Source organism: Sphingomonas fuzhouensis (assembly GCF_034659795.1).
Classification (GTDB): Bacteria; Pseudomonadota; Alphaproteobacteria; order Sphingomonadales; family Sphingomonadaceae; genus Sphingomonas; species Sphingomonas fuzhouensis.
The window spans coordinates 557,171-573,519 of record NZ_JAXSQY010000001.1 but is presented as its reverse complement, the minus strand read 5'-3'; the positions used below and the strand labels follow the sequence as shown (position 1 = coordinate 573,519).

The 16,349-nt window shown below is 64.4% G+C and carries 13 protein-coding genes; 5 read left to right on the top strand and 8 right to left on the bottom strand.

Going from position 1 to position 16,349, the window contains the following annotated elements; translation table 11 throughout:
* Positions 1-9: 9 nt before the first annotated feature.
* A complete protein-coding gene (locus U1H82_RS02750; protein ID WP_322963407.1) occupies positions 10-2,535 on the bottom strand; it encodes a TonB-dependent receptor domain-containing protein in 2,526 nt (841 codons plus the stop codon).
* A 194-nt stretch (positions 2,536-2,729) separates the two neighbouring features.
* Between U1H82_RS02750 and U1H82_RS02745 the strand changes: the two genes are divergently transcribed.
* Complete coding sequence (locus U1H82_RS02745) at positions 2,730-4,244, top strand: tryptophan halogenase family protein (protein ID WP_322963406.1); 1,515 nt, start codon at positions 2,730-2,732, stop codon at positions 4,242-4,244.
* Positions 4,245-4,426: 182 nt separating this feature from the next.
* Here the strand turns inward: U1H82_RS02745 and U1H82_RS02740 are convergent, their stop codons facing one another.
* The gene (locus tag U1H82_RS02740) at positions 4,427-5,788 is read right to left on the bottom strand and encodes an FAD/NAD(P)-binding protein (RefSeq protein WP_322963405.1); all 1,362 of its coding nucleotides are present in this window, start codon (positions 5,786-5,788) and stop codon (positions 4,427-4,429) included.
* 137 nt (positions 5,789-5,925) lie between these two features.
* On the opposite strand from U1H82_RS02740, the gene U1H82_RS02735 reads away from it, so the two are divergent.
* Both U1H82_RS02735 and U1H82_RS02730 read left to right on the top strand, forming a co-directional pair.
* Complete coding sequence (locus U1H82_RS02735; protein ID WP_322963404.1) at positions 5,926-8,199, top strand: S9 family peptidase; 2,274 nt, start codon at positions 5,926-5,928, stop codon at positions 8,197-8,199.
* 83 nt (positions 8,200-8,282) lie between these two features.
* Positions 8,283-9,197, top strand: coding sequence for a DNA-methyltransferase (locus U1H82_RS02730; RefSeq protein ID WP_322963403.1), 915 nt, complete (start codon positions 8,283-8,285; stop codon positions 9,195-9,197).
* Here the strand turns inward: U1H82_RS02730 and U1H82_RS02725 are convergent.
* Both U1H82_RS02725 and U1H82_RS02720 read right to left on the bottom strand, forming a co-directional pair.
* The gene (locus tag U1H82_RS02725) at positions 9,194-9,901 is read right to left on the bottom strand and encodes a BglII/BstYI family type II restriction endonuclease (protein WP_322963402.1); all 708 of its coding nucleotides are present in this window, start codon (positions 9,899-9,901) and stop codon (positions 9,194-9,196) included. The genes U1H82_RS02730 and U1H82_RS02725 overlap by 4 nt on opposite strands.
* Positions 9,898-10,128, bottom strand: coding sequence for a helix-turn-helix domain-containing protein (locus U1H82_RS02720; RefSeq protein WP_322963401.1), 231 nt, complete (start codon positions 10,126-10,128; stop codon positions 9,898-9,900). Before U1H82_RS02720 ends, U1H82_RS02725 begins: the two co-directional genes overlap by 4 nt.
* 198 nt (positions 10,129-10,326) lie before the next feature.
* Here U1H82_RS02720 and U1H82_RS02715 point away from each other — a divergent pair, with 198 nt between their 5' ends.
* Positions 10,327-11,694: an MFS transporter gene (locus tag U1H82_RS02715; protein WP_322963400.1), complete on the top strand. Its 1,368-nt coding sequence runs from the start codon at positions 10,327-10,329 to the stop codon at positions 11,692-11,694.
* A gap of 26 nt (positions 11,695-11,720) precedes the next feature.
* Positions 11,721-12,848, top strand: coding sequence for a glycoside hydrolase family 68 protein (locus tag U1H82_RS02710; RefSeq protein WP_322963398.1), 1,128 nt, complete (start codon positions 11,721-11,723; stop codon positions 12,846-12,848).
* Between the two features lie 43 nt (positions 12,849-12,891).
* On the opposite strand, the gene U1H82_RS02705 is transcribed toward U1H82_RS02710, so the two are convergent.
* The 4 genes from U1H82_RS02705 to U1H82_RS02690 form a co-directional block, all read right to left on the bottom strand.
* Positions 12,892-13,938 carry a LacI family DNA-binding transcriptional regulator gene (locus U1H82_RS02705; RefSeq protein WP_322963397.1) on the bottom strand — a complete coding sequence of 349 codons (1,047 nt, stop codon included), beginning with the start codon at positions 13,936-13,938 and terminating at the stop codon, positions 12,892-12,894.
* Between the two features lie 73 nt (positions 13,939-14,011).
* A complete protein-coding gene (locus U1H82_RS02700; RefSeq protein ID WP_322963396.1) occupies positions 14,012-14,224 on the bottom strand; it encodes a hypothetical protein in 213 nt (70 codons plus the stop codon).
* A 440-nt stretch (positions 14,225-14,664) separates the two neighbouring features.
* On the bottom strand, positions 14,665-15,594 hold the full coding sequence (locus U1H82_RS02695; RefSeq protein ID WP_322963395.1) for an electron transfer flavoprotein subunit alpha/FixB family protein: 930 nt from the start codon (positions 15,592-15,594) through the stop codon (positions 14,665-14,667).
* The gene (locus U1H82_RS02690) at positions 15,591-16,340 is read right to left on the bottom strand and encodes an electron transfer flavoprotein subunit beta/FixA family protein (protein WP_322963394.1); all 750 of its coding nucleotides are present in this window, start codon (positions 16,338-16,340) and stop codon (positions 15,591-15,593) included. The genes U1H82_RS02695 and U1H82_RS02690 overlap by 4 nt, the downstream gene beginning before the upstream one ends.
* Positions 16,341-16,349 lie beyond the last annotated feature (9 nt).

Here is a 16,349-nt window from a genome sequence, read left to right as displayed (position 1 = left end):
GGGAGTGGATCAGAAGCGGTAGCGAACCGAGGCCGTCACCGTGCGCCCGTAGAGCGCGGTGTTGTTGAACACCCCTTGCGTCGCCGACAGGACCGGGAAGATGCCGCCGCCGCCACGGAAGCCCAGCTTGTCGAAGATATTGTTGGCGTTCAGGCCCAGCTCCAGCTTGTCCATCGGCCGCACGGTGATGAAGCCGTTGAAGAAGGTCGAACCCTTGATCGTGTAGAGGTTGAAATCGTCCGACTTGGTGCTGGTCTGGCCGTTCATGCTGACACCGAACGCGACCGGACCCGCATCATAGGAGGGCGAGACGACGAACAGGAAGTCGGGCAGGCCGCCGGGCTTGTTGCCGACCAGCGCGGGTGTCGCGCTGCTGGTGATCTTCGAATTCGCATAGGTCGCATCGACCGCCAGGTGGAAGTCGCCGTACGTCACGCGGCTGGTGAACTCGATACCGTAGGAGCGATAGCCGTTCGAGATGTTTGGATTGTTGTTCGGCGCCGGGTTGTTGATCCGGGTGAAGTCGTAGTTGTTCTCGGTCAGCGTCGAGTGGAAACCGGTGATCTCGACCGAATAGGACGCGCCGTACAGACCGCCACGTTGCTTCAGGCCGATTTCCTGCTGGTTGAGGAAGTTGACCGAGGTCGCCTGCCCCTGCGCATTCAGCGAGCCGTCGGCGTTGAAATTGCCCGATAGGACACGGCGGTCGGCGTTGAAGCGGCCGCCACGGCTGGCGCGGGCAAAGACGCTGGTATGGCTGTCAAAGGCATAGAGCGCACCCGCCGACCAGCTGAAATAGCCATCGGTGTAGTTGATCTTCTCCGCCGTCGGGCTGAGCACCAGCGACGGGATCAGCGCCGAGCCCAGCGCGTCCGACACGCGGGTCGTGGGGCCAGCGACACCGCCCTGCGCGGTGCCTTCGCCATGCACGCTATCATAGCGGACCGAGGCGTCGAGGTTCAGGCCGCCGACCTCGTAGCCCGCCTGCAGGAAGGGCGCGACATCGGTGTAGGTCAAATCGACCCGGCGCGCGCAGCAGCTGCCCCAATTGTCGTTGAACCCGGCCTGGCCCGCCGCGGTCAGCTGCGTGCCGGTGGTCGAGAACAGGTCGAGCGGCGCGGCATTGTCGCCCTTCAGCTCGCTATACTGACGGTTGACGTGCCAGTCCTGGACGATGTTCTGCCGCATCACGAACAGGCCGGCGGTCAGCCGCGCCTTGCCCGGCCCGACGTCGAACTTGCCGTTCAGCGTCAGGTTATTGGCGAAATTGTCCATGTTCTTCATGAACACGTTGATGTTCGGGTTGTTGTTCACATAGGGCCCGGTGAAGAGCTGGCCCGTCTGCGGACCCGCCGCATAGCGGACCGAGCCGACCGTCTGGCCGTTCACCGTCGAGCCGATCAGGCCGCCATTGCCGGTCAGCGTCTGGACGTTGATGAACTGGGTCGTGAAGTTGCCGCTGATCCACTGATACCGGATCGTGTCGTCCAGCGAGATATTGTCGGTGAAGTCGTAATGGATCTGGCCGCTGATCCCGGTGACGCGCGGGTGGATGCCCTGCACCTCGGCGGTCTTCACGCCGCCATTGTCATAGTCCAGATACTGGAAGTTGCGGTTGTAGATCGTATAGGCCGACCCCGACCGCCCGTCGAAATTGGGCAGCGGCGAGAAGCCCGTCACCCGGTTGCCGTCCAGCGTGGCGAGCGTCGGCGTGGTGGTGTTGGTCGGGGCCTGTTCGTCCAGCCGCTTGAAATACAGGCGGATGAAACCACGATTGTCGGGCAGATCCTTGGTGATGTTCGCCTTGATCTGATAGCCGCGCAGGATGTTGAAATTCTCGTTGGTATAGCCGCCGCCGTTGCGCGCATAGCCGCCGATGTGGAAGCGCGTCGTGTCGTCGATCGGGCCGCCATAGTCGAAGTCGACGCGGTGCTCGCGAAAGCCCAGGCCGTTGGAATAGGCGATCTGACCGCCCTTGGTCTCGCCGGTCTTGCTGATGAAGTTGATGACCGCGCCCGGCGCCTGGCTGGCGAAGGTCGAGGCCGAACCGCCGCGCACCGCCTCGACCGTCTTGATGTTCTGGTCGAAGCGCAGCCAATAGTCGTTGTTGCCGAAGTTGATGTCGCCGAACAGGACGTCGGGCAGGCCGTCTTCCTGCAGCGAGACATATTCCGAACCGCCGGTCGACACCGGGATGCCGCGCACGCCGATATTGGCGTTGCCGCCCGGACCCGCCGTATCGCTGGGCTGGAGGCCGGGGATGTTGCGCAGGATTTCGGCGGTCGAGCGGGGCGTGAAGTTCTGGATCGCCTCCTGGCTGACCTGCGACACCGAGATCGAGCTGCGGAAGCGCGACCGCTCGCCGCTGGTCGCGGTGACGACGATGTCCTCGCTGGACGCGCCCGCATCGGGGGTCGCGCCTTCCTGGGTGGCAGGGGTCGGAGCCTGCGCCGTCTGTGCAAAGGCCGGTGCGCTGACCAGCGCCATCGCCATGGCTGCCATCGATCCGCAGGACCGCAGAACGCTCGTCGTCATAACCCTCTCCTGATTCGCCCCGGTGTCCGGGATGTCGTGCAGTCTGGGTATCACACTCGCAATCGTTTGCAACGATGCATTGCAAACCATTGCAAAGAAATTTACCTCTCTGTGATCGAGAAAGCACAGCGGCGCGCATCGCCCCGACCGGCTAGAGATATATTGAGGCCGAAGCGCCCGAAGGAGAGATGGCGATGACGACCCCTTCCCCCGATGCGATCCGATCGGTCGTGATCGTCGGCGGCGGCACCGCAGGATGGATGACGGCCGCCGCGCTCGCCCATGCGATGCCGCGTGGCCTGTCGATCACGTTGGTCGAGTCGGATGCGATCGGGACGGTCGGCGTCGGCGAGGCGACCATCCCGCCGATCCGCCTGTTCAACCAGACGCTCGGCATCGACGAGACCGAGTTCCTGCGCGAGACCAAGGGCAGCTTCAAGCTGGGTATCGAGTTCATCGGCTGGGGGCGCGAGGGGCATCGCTATTTCCATCCCTTCGGCACGCACGGCAAATCCTTCGATCTGGTCGCGGTGCATCAGCATTGGCTGGCGGCAGGCGGGCCGGACAGCGGCATCGCGTTCGACGACCTGTCCATGGCGTGGGGCGCAGGCAAACGCGGACGGTTCGGCGCACCGATGGCCGATCCGCGCAGCGTCGCCTCGACCTTCGACTATGCCTATCATTTCGATGCCGGGCTCTATGCGCGGTTCCTGCGCCGCTATGCCGAGGCGCGCGGCGTGGTGCGGGTCGAGGGCAAGATCGCGGACCATGCGCTGGAAGGCGCGCGCGGCCATGTCGCCTCGGTCACGCTCGACGATGGCCGGGCGCTGGCGGGCGACCTGTTCGTCGACTGCTCGGGCTTTCGCGGTCTGCTGATCGAGGAGGCGCTGGGCACCGGCTATGAGGACTGGACGCACTGGCTGCCCTGCGACCGGGCGGTGGCGGTGCCGTGCGAAACCGGCAGCGACGGGCTGACGCCCTATACCCGCTCGACCGCGCGGGCGGCGGGCTGGCAATGGCGCATCCCGCTCCAGCACCGCACTGGCAATGGCTATGTCTATTGCAGCCGCCATCTCTCGGACGACGAGGCCGCGGCGACGTTGTTGGCGAACCTCGACGGCAAGGTACTGGGCGATCCGCGCTTCCTGCGCTTCACCACCGGGCGGCGCAGGCTGATGTGGAACCGCAATGTCGTCGCGATCGGCCTGTCGAGCGGGTTCATGGAGCCGCTGGAGTCGACCAGCATCCACCTGATCCAGGCGGGCATCGCCAAGCTGCTTGCCTATTTCCCCACACGGGCCTTCGCGCCCGCCGGGATCGCGGAATATAACCGCGTCGCGATCACCGAATATGAGCGTATCCGCGACTTCCTGATCCTGCACTATAAGCTGACCGAACGGGCGGATGCCCCGCTGTGGCGCGAATGCGCGGCGATGCCGATCCCCGACACGCTGGCGATGAAGATCGCGCATTTCCGCGAAAGCGGTCGGCTGGTCGCGCGCGACATGGACCTGTTCGGCCCGGCCAGCTGGGCGGCGGTGCATATCGGGCAATTCAACGTGCCCGAGGGGCTTGACCCGTTACTGGCTTACGGCGACACCGCGCAGAGCCGTGGTTTCGTGGCGAAACTGGCAGGCGCGATCGGGCAGATGGCAGAATCCATGCCAAGCCATGCGGATTGGCTGAAGAAGATCGGGGCGACCGCCTAGGGCCGCCTCTACCCTCACCCTTCCCACCCGCTATCGCGGGCGGGCCCAGTGTCGGGTAAACAGCGCCCCGCGCTGTTTAGTCCATACCGGGGGCATGGACGCCCCGACACTCCTCTCCCATCGGGAGAGGGAGGGAGGCGCGGAGCGCCGGAAGGGTGAGGGCAGATGCGGCTTTACCGGGATTACAGCCCCTCGCCGCCGACCCATTGCGCATGCGCCAGCCGCCGCGCCAGTTCCCAATTCTGTTGCCGCAGGTCCGGCACCGCCACGACTTCCCACAGGCCGCCGCGCGTCATCGGGCCGATGCAATAGAGCCGGTCGTCGACGCTCCCGTCCGCCGCCACGACATGGCTTTGCGCATCGACCTCCAGCCCGATGCGAAGCGCATCCGGCCGGATCATCCCCGCCGCCAGCAACTGCCGGATCAACGGCTCCTGCGACCGAAGCAGGTCGCCCTGTGGCCCGGTACAGTTGACGATCCGCGCCACCCGCAGCGTCTCGACCGTATCACTCCCGCGCGGGCGCCAGTGCACGACCGCGCCCGCACCGTCCGGCTCGACCCGAACCAGCTTGCCGCCGGTCACCGACAGCCGCCCCGCCTCCATCAAGGCATCGACCCGGTCGGCGACCGACGGTGCAAGCCGGTGGCGATGCACATCCCAATAGGGCCGCAAATGCCGCAGGAAGCGTGCCCGCGTCGCGCCATCGGCCGCACCCCACATCATCTGGGTCACCGGCCGCAGCGCGTCGACCGCACCGCGCCAACCTTGCTCCTCCGCTGCGCAGCGCACATGCCGGACCAGCGCCGACAGGCTGGCGGCGGGTCGTTCGCGTAAAGGCGCAACCGGCGGCGCATCGGCATGACGGCGCGGTGCCAACCCGCGCCGCGACATCGCGATCGTCCGCCCCCCAAAGCCGCTGGCGTCGAGCAGCAGCGCGGCGTCGATCGCGGTCAGCCCGCTGCCGACCAGCAACACCTTGTCGTCGGCCCCAAGCCCCTCGGCAATGTCGCCCGCCCAGGGGTCCTCGCGGTAACAGCCTTCCGCGAGCGCGCCCGCGTCGATACCCGGCGGCGTATGCGGCGGCAGATTGCCCAGCGCCAGCACCACCGCATCCGCCACCACCGCCGCCCCATCGGCTAGGTCCAGGCGATAGCCCCGCCCCACCTGTTCCAGCGCCACGACCTCGCCGCTCGCCAGCGTCAGCCGCGCGGGGTCGGCCGCGATCGTCTCCATCAACAGGTCGCGCAGATAGTCGCCATAGACGCGGCGCGGCACGAAGGTCCGCGCGTCCCCCGCCCCCCGCGCGATCAGCCAGCGGACGAAATGATCGGGATCGTCGCGCAGCGCGCTCATATTGCCCGCCCGCACGTTCAGCAGATGCTCGGCATGGGCCGCGCTATAGGCGACGCCGCGCGCCAGCTGGTTGGCGCGCCGCTCGATCAGGGTCGCGCGCGGGCCGCCATGGCGAACCAGATTGATCGCCAGCAACGTTCCCGCAAAGCCGCCGCCGATGATCGCGACATGGTCGATTCCCGATGACATGATCCGGTCGTTCCTTTCCATCGCCACCTGCCCGCCTCCAATAGTCGCATTGGAAACGATCTCCACCGAGATTTCAGTATACGATCCTAAATGACCGCGTTACCCTGCCTACTTTACGATATCACATGGATGGTTCGATGCGGTCTGGTCGGCGAATTTCGGGTCTTCTTCTCTCCATTTCGCCGCTCCTCTGGACGGCCCCCGTTACAGCCCAGACCAGCGTCCCCGCCAGCGCCCAGCCCATCCCCTTGTCGGTCGAGGGGATTTTCGGCCCCAAGGCGGTCCGGACCGAGGCGGTGCGCGAAAGCCGCTGGGGCAAGGACGGCGAAAGCTATCTCGCGCTCGAAAATGCGCCCACGGGCGGACAGGATATCGTCCGCTATGCGATTGCCGACGGAAAGCGACAGGTGCTGGTCGCCGCCGCCGATCTGGTGCCCCCTGGCGCGAAGGCACCGCTCGACATCGACAGCTATGCTTGGTCGCCCGATGATCGCTGGCTGCTGATCCAGACCAATGGCAAGCGCTTCCGCCGAACCCATGCGCTGTCGGATTATTGGTTGTACGATGTCGCCAACAAGCGCCTGCACAAGATCGGCGTCGACGCCGCGCCGTCGACGTTGCTCTACGCCACCATCTCCCCCGACAGCCGCCGCATCGCCTATGTCCGCGGCAACAACATCTATGTCGAGCCGATCGAGGGCGGTGCCGCGACCGCGCTGACCAGGGACGGCGACGATTATGTCGTCAACGGCTTGGCCGACTGGGTTTATGAGGAGGAGTTCGGCGTCCACCGCGCCTTCGAATGGAGCCCGGATTCCCGGCGTATCGCATTCATGCGCTTCGACACGAAGGGCGTCGGCACCTTCGACATGATCAAGAACACCGGCGGCCAATATTCGCAGGTGATCCCGCTGCAATATCCCAAGGCGGGGACGACCAACTCGGCGGTGACGGTCGGCGTGGTCGACATGGGCGACGGCGCCACCCGCTGGTTCAAGCTGGCGGGCGATCCGCGCCAGAATTACGTGCCGCAGATCAGCTGGGCGGGCGGACCCGACGCGCTGTTCATCCAGCAGTCCAACCGGCTCCAGAACACGTACAACGTCCTGCTCGGCGATCCGGCGACCGGCGCGGTCAAGCCGATCATGGTCGAAAAGGACGCCGCCTGGGTCGAGGCGAATGCCGCGCCGGAATGGCTGAAGAGCGGCCATGCCTTTACCTGGCTCTCCGAGCGCGACGGCTGGCGCCACCTTTACACCATCGACCGCGCGACCGGCCGGGCGAACTTACGCACGCCGGGCAAGTTCGATGTGGTCGAGTTGCTGAACGTCGATGAAAAGGCGGGCTATGCCTGGTTCATCGCGTCGCCCGACAACCCGACCCAGCGTTATCTGTACCGCACCACCCTGTCAGGCACGCCGAAGGTCGAACGTCTGACCCCGGCGAACCAGCCGGGCACGCACAGCTATGACATCGCGCCGGGCGAGCATTGGGCGCTGCACACCGTCTCGCGCTTCGACGCGCCGCCGGTGACCGACATGCTCGACATGACCCGCCAGCAGCCGCTGCGCACGCTGGCCGCCAATGCCCCGCTCGCCAAGGTCGTGAAGGACACCGGCCTGCCCGCCACCGAGTTCTTCCGCGTCGATATCGGCGGCGGCACGCAGCTCGACGGCTGGCTCATCAAGCCGCCGGGCTTCGATCCGGCCAAGCGCTATCCCATCCTCTATTTCGTCTATGGCGAACCCTGGGGCCAGACGGTCGCGGATCGCTGGGCCGGGTCGCAGGGGCTGTGGCACCGGATGCTGGCGCAAAAGGGCTATCTGGTCGCCAGCCTCGATCCGCGCGGCACCGCCACGCCACGTGGCCATGACTGGCGCAAGAGCATCTATCGCCAGGTCGGCATCCTCGCCTCCGCCGATTATGCGGCGGGGGTGCGCAAGATGCTCGGCACCCGGCCCTATATCGATCCCGACCGGATCGGCATCTGGGGCTGGAGCGGCGGCGGCGCGATGACGCAGAACGCGCTGTTCCGCTACCCCGACCTCTACAAGACCGGCATCGCGGTCGCCGGGCCGACCGACATGAAGCTCTACGACACCATCTATCAGGAACGCTATATGGGCCTGCCGCAGGACAATGTGGAAGGCTATAAGAACGGTTCACCGATCACCTTCGCCGACCGGTTGAAGGGCAATCTGTTGCTGATCCACGGCACGCTGGACGACAATGTCCATTACCAGAACCAGGATCAGCTGGTCGACCGCCTGATCCATTTCAACAAGCCATTCACGATGATGGCCTACCCCGACCGCAGCCACGGCATCTATGAGGGCGAGAACACCAGCATCCACCTCTATTCGCTGATGACCCGCTATCTGGAGACGAACCTGCCGCCGGGTGGGCGGTGAGCCGGGGAGGCACGTCTTTCTGGATCGGGATTGGGATTGCATTCGAGGGTCCATTGTGACTAATGATGCCTATGGTACCCATTGTGAGAACGTCCCTCGGCGAGGTGCATCAAACCGATTGCCTGGAATTCCTGCCGACAATCGCGGACAACTCCGTCGACCTCGCCTTTGCGGACCCGCCGTTCAACCTCGACAAAGCCTATACTGCTAGCTTCAACGACAATCGCGACGAAGGTGATTACCTTGCCTGGTGCAAAGCGTGGATCGATGAGATGATCCGCGTCTTGAAACCGGGGGGTTCGCTGTTCCTGTGGAATCTGCCCAAGTGGAACTTGCCCCTGGGCGCCTATGTCGGAGAGAGAATGACGTTTCGACACTGGATCAGCGTCGACATCAAATATTCCCTGCCGATCCGTGGCCGGCTCTATCCATCACATTATGCACTGCTGTATTTTGTCAAAGGTAAAAAGCCCGCCATATTTCATCCCGATCGATTGCCGACTCCGTGCTGTCGCCACTGCGGCGGTGAGTTGCGGGATTATGGCGGCTATAAGGACAAGATGAATCCTCTAGGGGTAAATATGTCCGACGTATGGACCGACATCCCCCCCGTTCGACACGCCAAGTACAAGAAGCGCGATGCCAATGCTCTATCGCTAAAGCTGATGGACCGTATCGTAAGCATGGCGTCCGATCCCGGTTCGCTGGTGCTGGACCCATTTGGTGGTTCAGGCACGACCTATGTCGCAGCGGAACTGACCGGACGACGATGGATAGGATCAGAACTTGATTGTTCGACGATCTCCGATCGTCTCAACGATCTGGAGGGCGATCGTCAACATCTTGCGGATATACAGGCGACAAAGAACACGCTGTTTACAAGGGCCGATCTGGAACGCCGGCGCAAGAATGGCAAACCTTTGCCTTCGGCCTATCGAATAAAAGACGATCCATCCTGCTCCTGCCCGGACGAAACGTCGCACGCCGATGCGTTCTAAACCTCACCGCGCCCCTGCGCCGCACGACCGTCATTACCGACGTTCAAATACGGGATGCCCGGATTGGTCGAGAGTTCGTCATGCTCGACGACCGTGATAGCAAGCAGGCCATGCTTAACACTGTGCTTCAGCCCCTCCCACATTGCAAGATAGCCTGATAGTTCTCCGATATTGCCGATCCGATCGGTCAGATGCTCATAAAGTGCCCGGCTGGGGACAATCAACACGCCGACATCGATAACTCCAGCCGCCAGAGCGATAGCCAGCTTGTTCATGCTGCGATGCGACGATGATATGTTACCGGTTTCCCATTCGACAGCGATACGCGTATCATTGTCGCCAACGGTTTCGAGATCAAAGCCGCCAAAATCCGACGTGATCGGCTCACGATAATCGGCCATTGATGGATATTTTTTGATCAACGGTTGCTCACGATCGCGAGCGAGATTGACACTCCCCTCCGGCCGCCAGCCCTCGACATCGCAGATATGACGCAAAAAGGCATTGCGCAGATAGCCGACACCGTTGCGACGCCATTTGCGATCGGGCGTCCGTTCCTTGCGCCGAATGATCAACCGCCCTGATCCGACGGGATGTTCGATGCTCTGGATTGAACGCACATAGCTATCGTGCAAGGCTTTCCAGTCGGGACTATAAACGATGCCACCCTGGTCGAACAGGATGAGCGTACGATCCCACTTCATGATGACTTCTCCGGCAGCCCACCCGTCACCGTCGCCACGTCGCAGCCCAGTGCCCGGCATAGCTGGCACAACATGGTAAAGGTGAGATTGCGCGAACCCCGCTCCACACCGCCGATATAGGACCGGTCAATTTCCGCACGATGCGCCAAGTCCTCTTGCGTCCAGCCAAGATCCTTCCGACGTTGCCGCAACCGCTCTCCGAGCGTTAGAAGATCTTGGCTGTTCACATCCGGATCATCCGAGAAAGCGGACTATTAATCCACGGACTATAATACCCATCCCGGCATAAAAGCTTGCGAACGCACGCTGGGAAAATACTCCTGCAATCGTTTGTTGCAATCCGTATCTGTTAGCGCCATGATGCTCCCAACGCGGCAGAACCGGCGCTAGATACGGACCTACCCCCCGCGTGCGAGAGGACTTGCATGACCCCGTCCACCCCCGCCGCCGGAACCGGAGTGCCGTTCAAGCCACGCCTGTCGCTGGTCCGTATCCTGGAGATGAATCTGGGCTTTCTCGGCCTGCAATTCAGCTTTGGGCTGCAACAGGGAAATATGGCGCCGATCTACAGCTATCTCGGCGCGTCGGAGGCGCAGATTCCGCTGTTGCAGCTGGCCGGGCCGATGACGGGGTTGCTGATCCAGCCGCTGATCGGCGCGATGAGCGACCGGACGGACAGCCGCTGGGGGCGGCGGACGCCCTATTTCCTGATCGGCGCGGTGCTATGCGCGCTGGGACTGTTCTTCATGCCGCTGAGTTCGTCGCTGCTGATGGCGGTATCGCTGCTGTGGATTCTCGACGCGGGCAACAACATCACGATGGAGCCGTACCGCGCCTATGTCTCCGACCGGCTGGACGGATCGCAGCATAATATCGGCTTCCTGACTCAGAGCGCCTTTACCGGCCTGGCGCAGATGCTCGCCTTTCTCACCCCCTCGATCCTGGTCTGGGCGGGGATGAACCCGGACTGGGTGGATGGGCATAATATTCCCTACACCACGCGGGTCGTCTTCATGATCGGCGCGGCGCTGTCCTTCATCACCATCGTCTGGTCGATCCGGCGGGTGCCCGAATTGCCGCTGACGCCCGAGGACCGCGCCCGTATCGCCGCTGCGCCCAAGGGCATCGGCGCGACGCTGAAGGAGATCGGTGAGGCGATCCGCGCCATGCCGCTGCCGATGCGCAAACTGGCACTGATGAGCCTGTTCCAATGGTATGCGATGATGGCCTATTGGAATTACGTCATCTACGCCATCGGGCGGTCGGTTTACGGCACGGCGGACCCGACCTCGTCGGGGTTCCACGCCGCGGTGCTGACCAATGGCGAGATGGCGGCCTTTTATAACGGCGTCGCCTTCGTCGCGGCCTTCGCCATGGTGCCGCTCGCCAGGCGGATCGGCGCGGCGCCGCTGCATGCGTTGTGCCTGGTCGTTACCGGCATCGGCATGATGGTGATGCCGCACATGACCAGCAAGGCGATGCTGTTCCTGCCCGCGATCGGCATCGGGCTGGGCTGGGCGAGCATGATGGGCAACCCCTATGTCATTCTCGCAGGCTCGATCCCGCCGGAGCGGACCGGCGTCTATATGGGCATCTTCAACATGATGATCGTCATTCCGATGCTGATCTTCGGTGTGACGCTGCCGCTCTTCTACCAAAGCGGGCTGGGCGGCGACCCGCGCAACGTGCTGACGCTGTGCGGCGTGCTGATGCTGCTGGCGGCGGTGTCGGTCTATTCGGTCCGCGCCCGCAATCCCCAGGGACTGCCGCTCGGCGCGGCGCCCCAAGCCTGACCCTTTCCTGTTTGCCCTGAGGTATCATGACCGACACCCCTGCCCCTGCCCATTGGTCGGCCGACGCGCTGGCCGGGATTGCTCATCAAGCCGATGCGCGCCTGCCGGTTTTCACCGCCGCCGATGTCGTGCCGATCCTGCCCGACCATGATTTCTGGGACATGTGGCAGATCGCCTATGCCGATGGCCGCACCGCCTTTTTCGGCGGGCGGAGCTGGTGGTTCTTCCTCGCGACGCCGCGCCTCGCCGACCCCGAACTGCGCCATGACGAAGCGCGTATCCGCCTGACCAGCTATGGCGCGGACGGCTGGCGCGATCACGGCGTGACCTTTGCTGATGGCTTTACGCCCGGCAGCCGCGAATGGTCGGGCTCGGCGGTCCTGGGCGAGGACGACACGACGCTGACCATGTATTTCACCGCCTCCGGACGGCGTGGCCAGCCCCGTACCTTCGAGCAGCGCCTGTTCGAGACACAAGGCCGCTTCATCGTCGAGGGCGAGGACGCCCGCACCGAGGGCTGGTGCGAACCGGTCGAAAGCGTCGCGGCAGATGGCCATCATTACATCGTCGCCAATCAGTCCGAGCCGGAAAATGGCGGCATCAAGGGTTTCCGCGATCCGGGCTATTTCCGCGATCCTGCGGACGGCGCGGAATATCTGCTCTTCGTCGGCTCGGCAGGCTGGGTGAGGCAGGATATCGACGGTGTGGTCGGCGTCGCCAAGCGCGAGGGCAATCGCTGGGTCATCCAGCCGCCGCTGATCGAGGCGCTTGGCGTCAATGCCGAGTTGGAGCGGCCGCATATCGTCGTGCAGGGCGGCCATTATTATTGCTTCTGGTCGACGCAGGGGAAGCGCTTCGCCCCCGGCCTGAGCGCGCCGACTGGGCTCTATGCGATGGTCGCGGATCGCTTCGCGGGACCGTGGCGACCAGTCAACGGCACCGGGCTGGTCGCGGGCAACCCGGTTGCGGAACCGACCCAGGCCTATTGCTGGTGGGTGACGGGCGAAGGTGATGTCACCAGCTTCGTCGATTATTGGGGCATGGAAGGCCGCGATGCCAGCGGGGACGTCGCCCTGCGCCGTGCCCGCTTCGGTGGGACGGCCGCCCCCTGGTTCCGCCTGACCTTCGACGGCGACCGGGTGACGATCGCCTGACGATATTCCTCCCCTGATAGGGGAGGAATCCAGGGGTGCTGGCTCAAGCGGTTTCGCGCAGGACCAGTTCGGGGTCGAGCACCACCGACCCCGCCTCGCCACCGCCGATGCGCGCGAACAGCGCCTCGACCATCGCCTGGGCGCCCACCGCGATATCCTGTCGGATGGTGGAGATGCGCGGCACCGCCTGGGCGGCGAGCGGCAGGTCGTCATAGCCGATGACGGATATGGCGTCCGGCACCGCGATCGCACGATCAGCCAGCACACGCACCGCCGTTATCGCTATCATGTCGGAGGCGGCGGCGATGCCGTCGATCGGCATCGTGCCGCCGCCCTGTGCCAGCAGCGTGTCGATATGGGCGGCGATTTCCTGCTCCATCACCTCAGAGGCGAGATGGGTGGGCAGTTGCACCGGACCATCCAGCCCCGCCTCCGCCATGGCGCGGGCGACGCCGTCATGACGCTGACGGATCTCGGGTGCGCGGATGTCGCCCAAAAAGGCGATGCGGCGGCATCCCCGCTCGATCAGCCGCCGCCCGGCCAGATAACCGCCGCCCGCATTGTCGGTGCCGACCGCTGCATGGACCTGATCGGGCAAGGTCACCCCCCAGGCGACCAACGGGCGATAGCGGCGCGCAACCCGCTCGATCGCCTCATATTGGTTCGACTGACCGATCAGCAGCACGCCATCGACCATCCCGCTATCCACCACCCGGTCCAGCCAGTCGGGTGCGTCGGGAATGACGCGCGACAACATCACGTCATAGCCATTCTCGGTCAGGGCATCGGCGAGGTGGCCTAGCATCGTCATAAAGAACGGGTCGGACAGATGCTGGCGCCGATCATGGCCCAGGGGCACGACGATGCCGATCACGCCGGTCCGCCGCGTGCGCAACCGGCTGGCCATCTGATTGGGGCGAAAGCCGTGTTCGTCGGCCAGCGCCTGGATACGTGCCCGCGTCTCGGCGTTGACCAGCGACTTGCCCGCCAAGGCGCGCGACACGGTGCCGGGCGACACGCCCGCCATGTCCGCCAGATCCGCGATCGTCCGGACCCGACGATCGCCCCCTCCCATGATATTGTCTGTCATGTGCAGACGCTAACCGGAGCCATGCCGCCCTCACAAGCAGCCAACGCGTTTTCCGGCGCGTTCCTCACATAGATCAACGATATTCGGACGTTACGTCCATCTTCAGGCCATGTAGCGCTACCACCCGCTTCCCCCGACAGTGGGGCACGCCCATGATCCGCATCCAGCGCCAGCCCTCCGGGCCATGAATTTGCGCATCGATCGTAAAGCCACGGCGATGCCGGATCGCATAGGCGCGCAGCCGGTCGACCGCCGACAGGGCTTCCGCACGATAGAGCGGCAACACGCCGGGCCGCTCCGGGCATCGATCCGGTTGCCAGTCGAATAGTTGAAAGACCCCCGTCGACCAGTCCAATCTTTGGGATGGCAGATCGCAAGACCAACGCCCGATGCCATGCGCGGTCAGCCACGCATCGTCGGTCCCGCCGGGGTGAGATCAGGCGCATCCAGACATCCCAGGTCGAAACGTAAGCCGCGTTCGAACAAGGGCCAGCTATGGTTCAGCGCGAGGGGCTCGGCTGGTTTCATACGGCACTCCACGAAAGCGCGCGGAGGGTTACGCCCTAAATCTTAATGCAGATTTAAAATTCCCCCTCGCTTGGCAGTGGATCGCCATCGAGTCTATTCCCCCCTTGCAGAGAGGAATGTTGGTTCGCGCAGAGGCGCAGAGCGCGCGGAGAAGAAGGAATCTTTTCTGCGTCCTCCGCGCCTCTGCGCGAACAAGGGTTAGACCTTCTCGGTCAGCTCCGGGACCACGGTGAACAGGTCGCCGACCAGGCCGATGTCCGCGACCTGGAAGATCGGCGCGTCCTCGTCCTTGTTGATCGCGACGATGACCTTGGAGTCCTTCATCCCCGCCAGATGCTGGATCGCGCCCGAGATGCCGACCGCGACATAGACTTCCGGCGCCACGATCTTGCCGGTCTGGCCGACCTGATAGTCGTTGGGAGCATAGCCCGCATCGACCGCTGCACGGCTCGCGCCGACGGCGGCGCCCAGTTTGTCGGCGAGCGGGTCGATCAGCGCATGGAACTGATCCTCCGAACCCAGTGCGCGCCCGCCCGAGACGATGATCTTCGCACTGGTCAGCTCGGGGCGGGCATTCTCCGCCTTTTCGGCACCCACGAAGCGCGACTTGGCGGCGTCGCCGGTGGAGGCGACCGCCTCGATTGCGCCCGAGCCGCCCTCAGCCGCTGCCTTCTCGAAGGCGGTGGTGCGCACGGTCAGCACCAGCTTGGTGTCGCTGGTCTTGACCGTGGCAATCGCGTTGCCCGCATAGATCGGCCGGGTGAAGCTGTCCGGCCCTTCGACCGACAGAATGTCGCTGATCTGCATCACGTCGATCAGCGCAGCGACACGCGGGGCGATGTTCTTGCCGGTGGTCGTCGAGGGCGCGAGAAAGGCATCGTGATGGTCCATCAGCTGGGCGATCAGCGGCGCGACGTTTTCCGCCAGCGCATGGGCATAGGCCGCGTCGTCGGCGACATGGACCTTGCCTACGCCCGCGATCTTCGCCGCCGCCTGCGCCACGCCGTCGACGCCCTGACCAGCGACGATCAGGTGCACCTCGCCCAGCTTCAACGCCGCCGTGACGGTCGCCAGCGTGGCATCCTTGACGGACCCGCCGTCATGTTCGACCCATACCAGCGTCTTCACTTGGCCACTCCCAGTGCTTTCAGTTTCTCGACCAGTTCATCGACCGAGCCGACCTTGACGCCCGCCTGGCGCTTGCCGGGTTCGGTGACATGGGTGATCGTCAGGCGCGGCGCAACGTCGACGCCGTAGTCGGCGGCGGTCTTGGTCGCCATCGGCTTGGACTTGGCCTTCATGATGTTGGGGAGCGACGCATAGCGCGGCTCGTTGAGGCGCAGGTCGGTCGTCACGATGGCGGGCAGCGTGAGGGCCACCGTCTCCAGGCCCCCATCGACCTCGCGGGTGACGTTGGCGCTGTCGCCGTCGATCTCGACCTTGGACGCGAACGTCCCCTGCGCCCAGCCAAGCAGCCCGGCCAGCATCTGGCCGGTCTGGTTGTTATCGCCGTCGATCGCCTGCTTGCCCAGGATGACGAGGCCCGGCTGTTCTTCCTCGACCACCTTGGCCAGCAGCTTGGCGACGCCGAGCGGCTCGACCGGCTGGTCGGCGGTGATCAGGATCGCCCGGTCCGCGCCCATGGCGAGCGCGGTGCGCAGCGTGTCCGCCGCCTTGGGCTCGCCGATGGAGACGACGACCACTTCGGTCGCCGCCCCCTTCTCCTTCAGCCGGATCGCCTCTTCCACCGCGATCTCGTCGAACGGGTTCATCGACATCTTCACGTTCGCCAGATCGACGCCCGTCCCGTCCGCCTTCACCCGCGGCTTCACATTATAATCCAACACCCGCTTCACGGGCACGACGATCTTCATGAAAGCAAA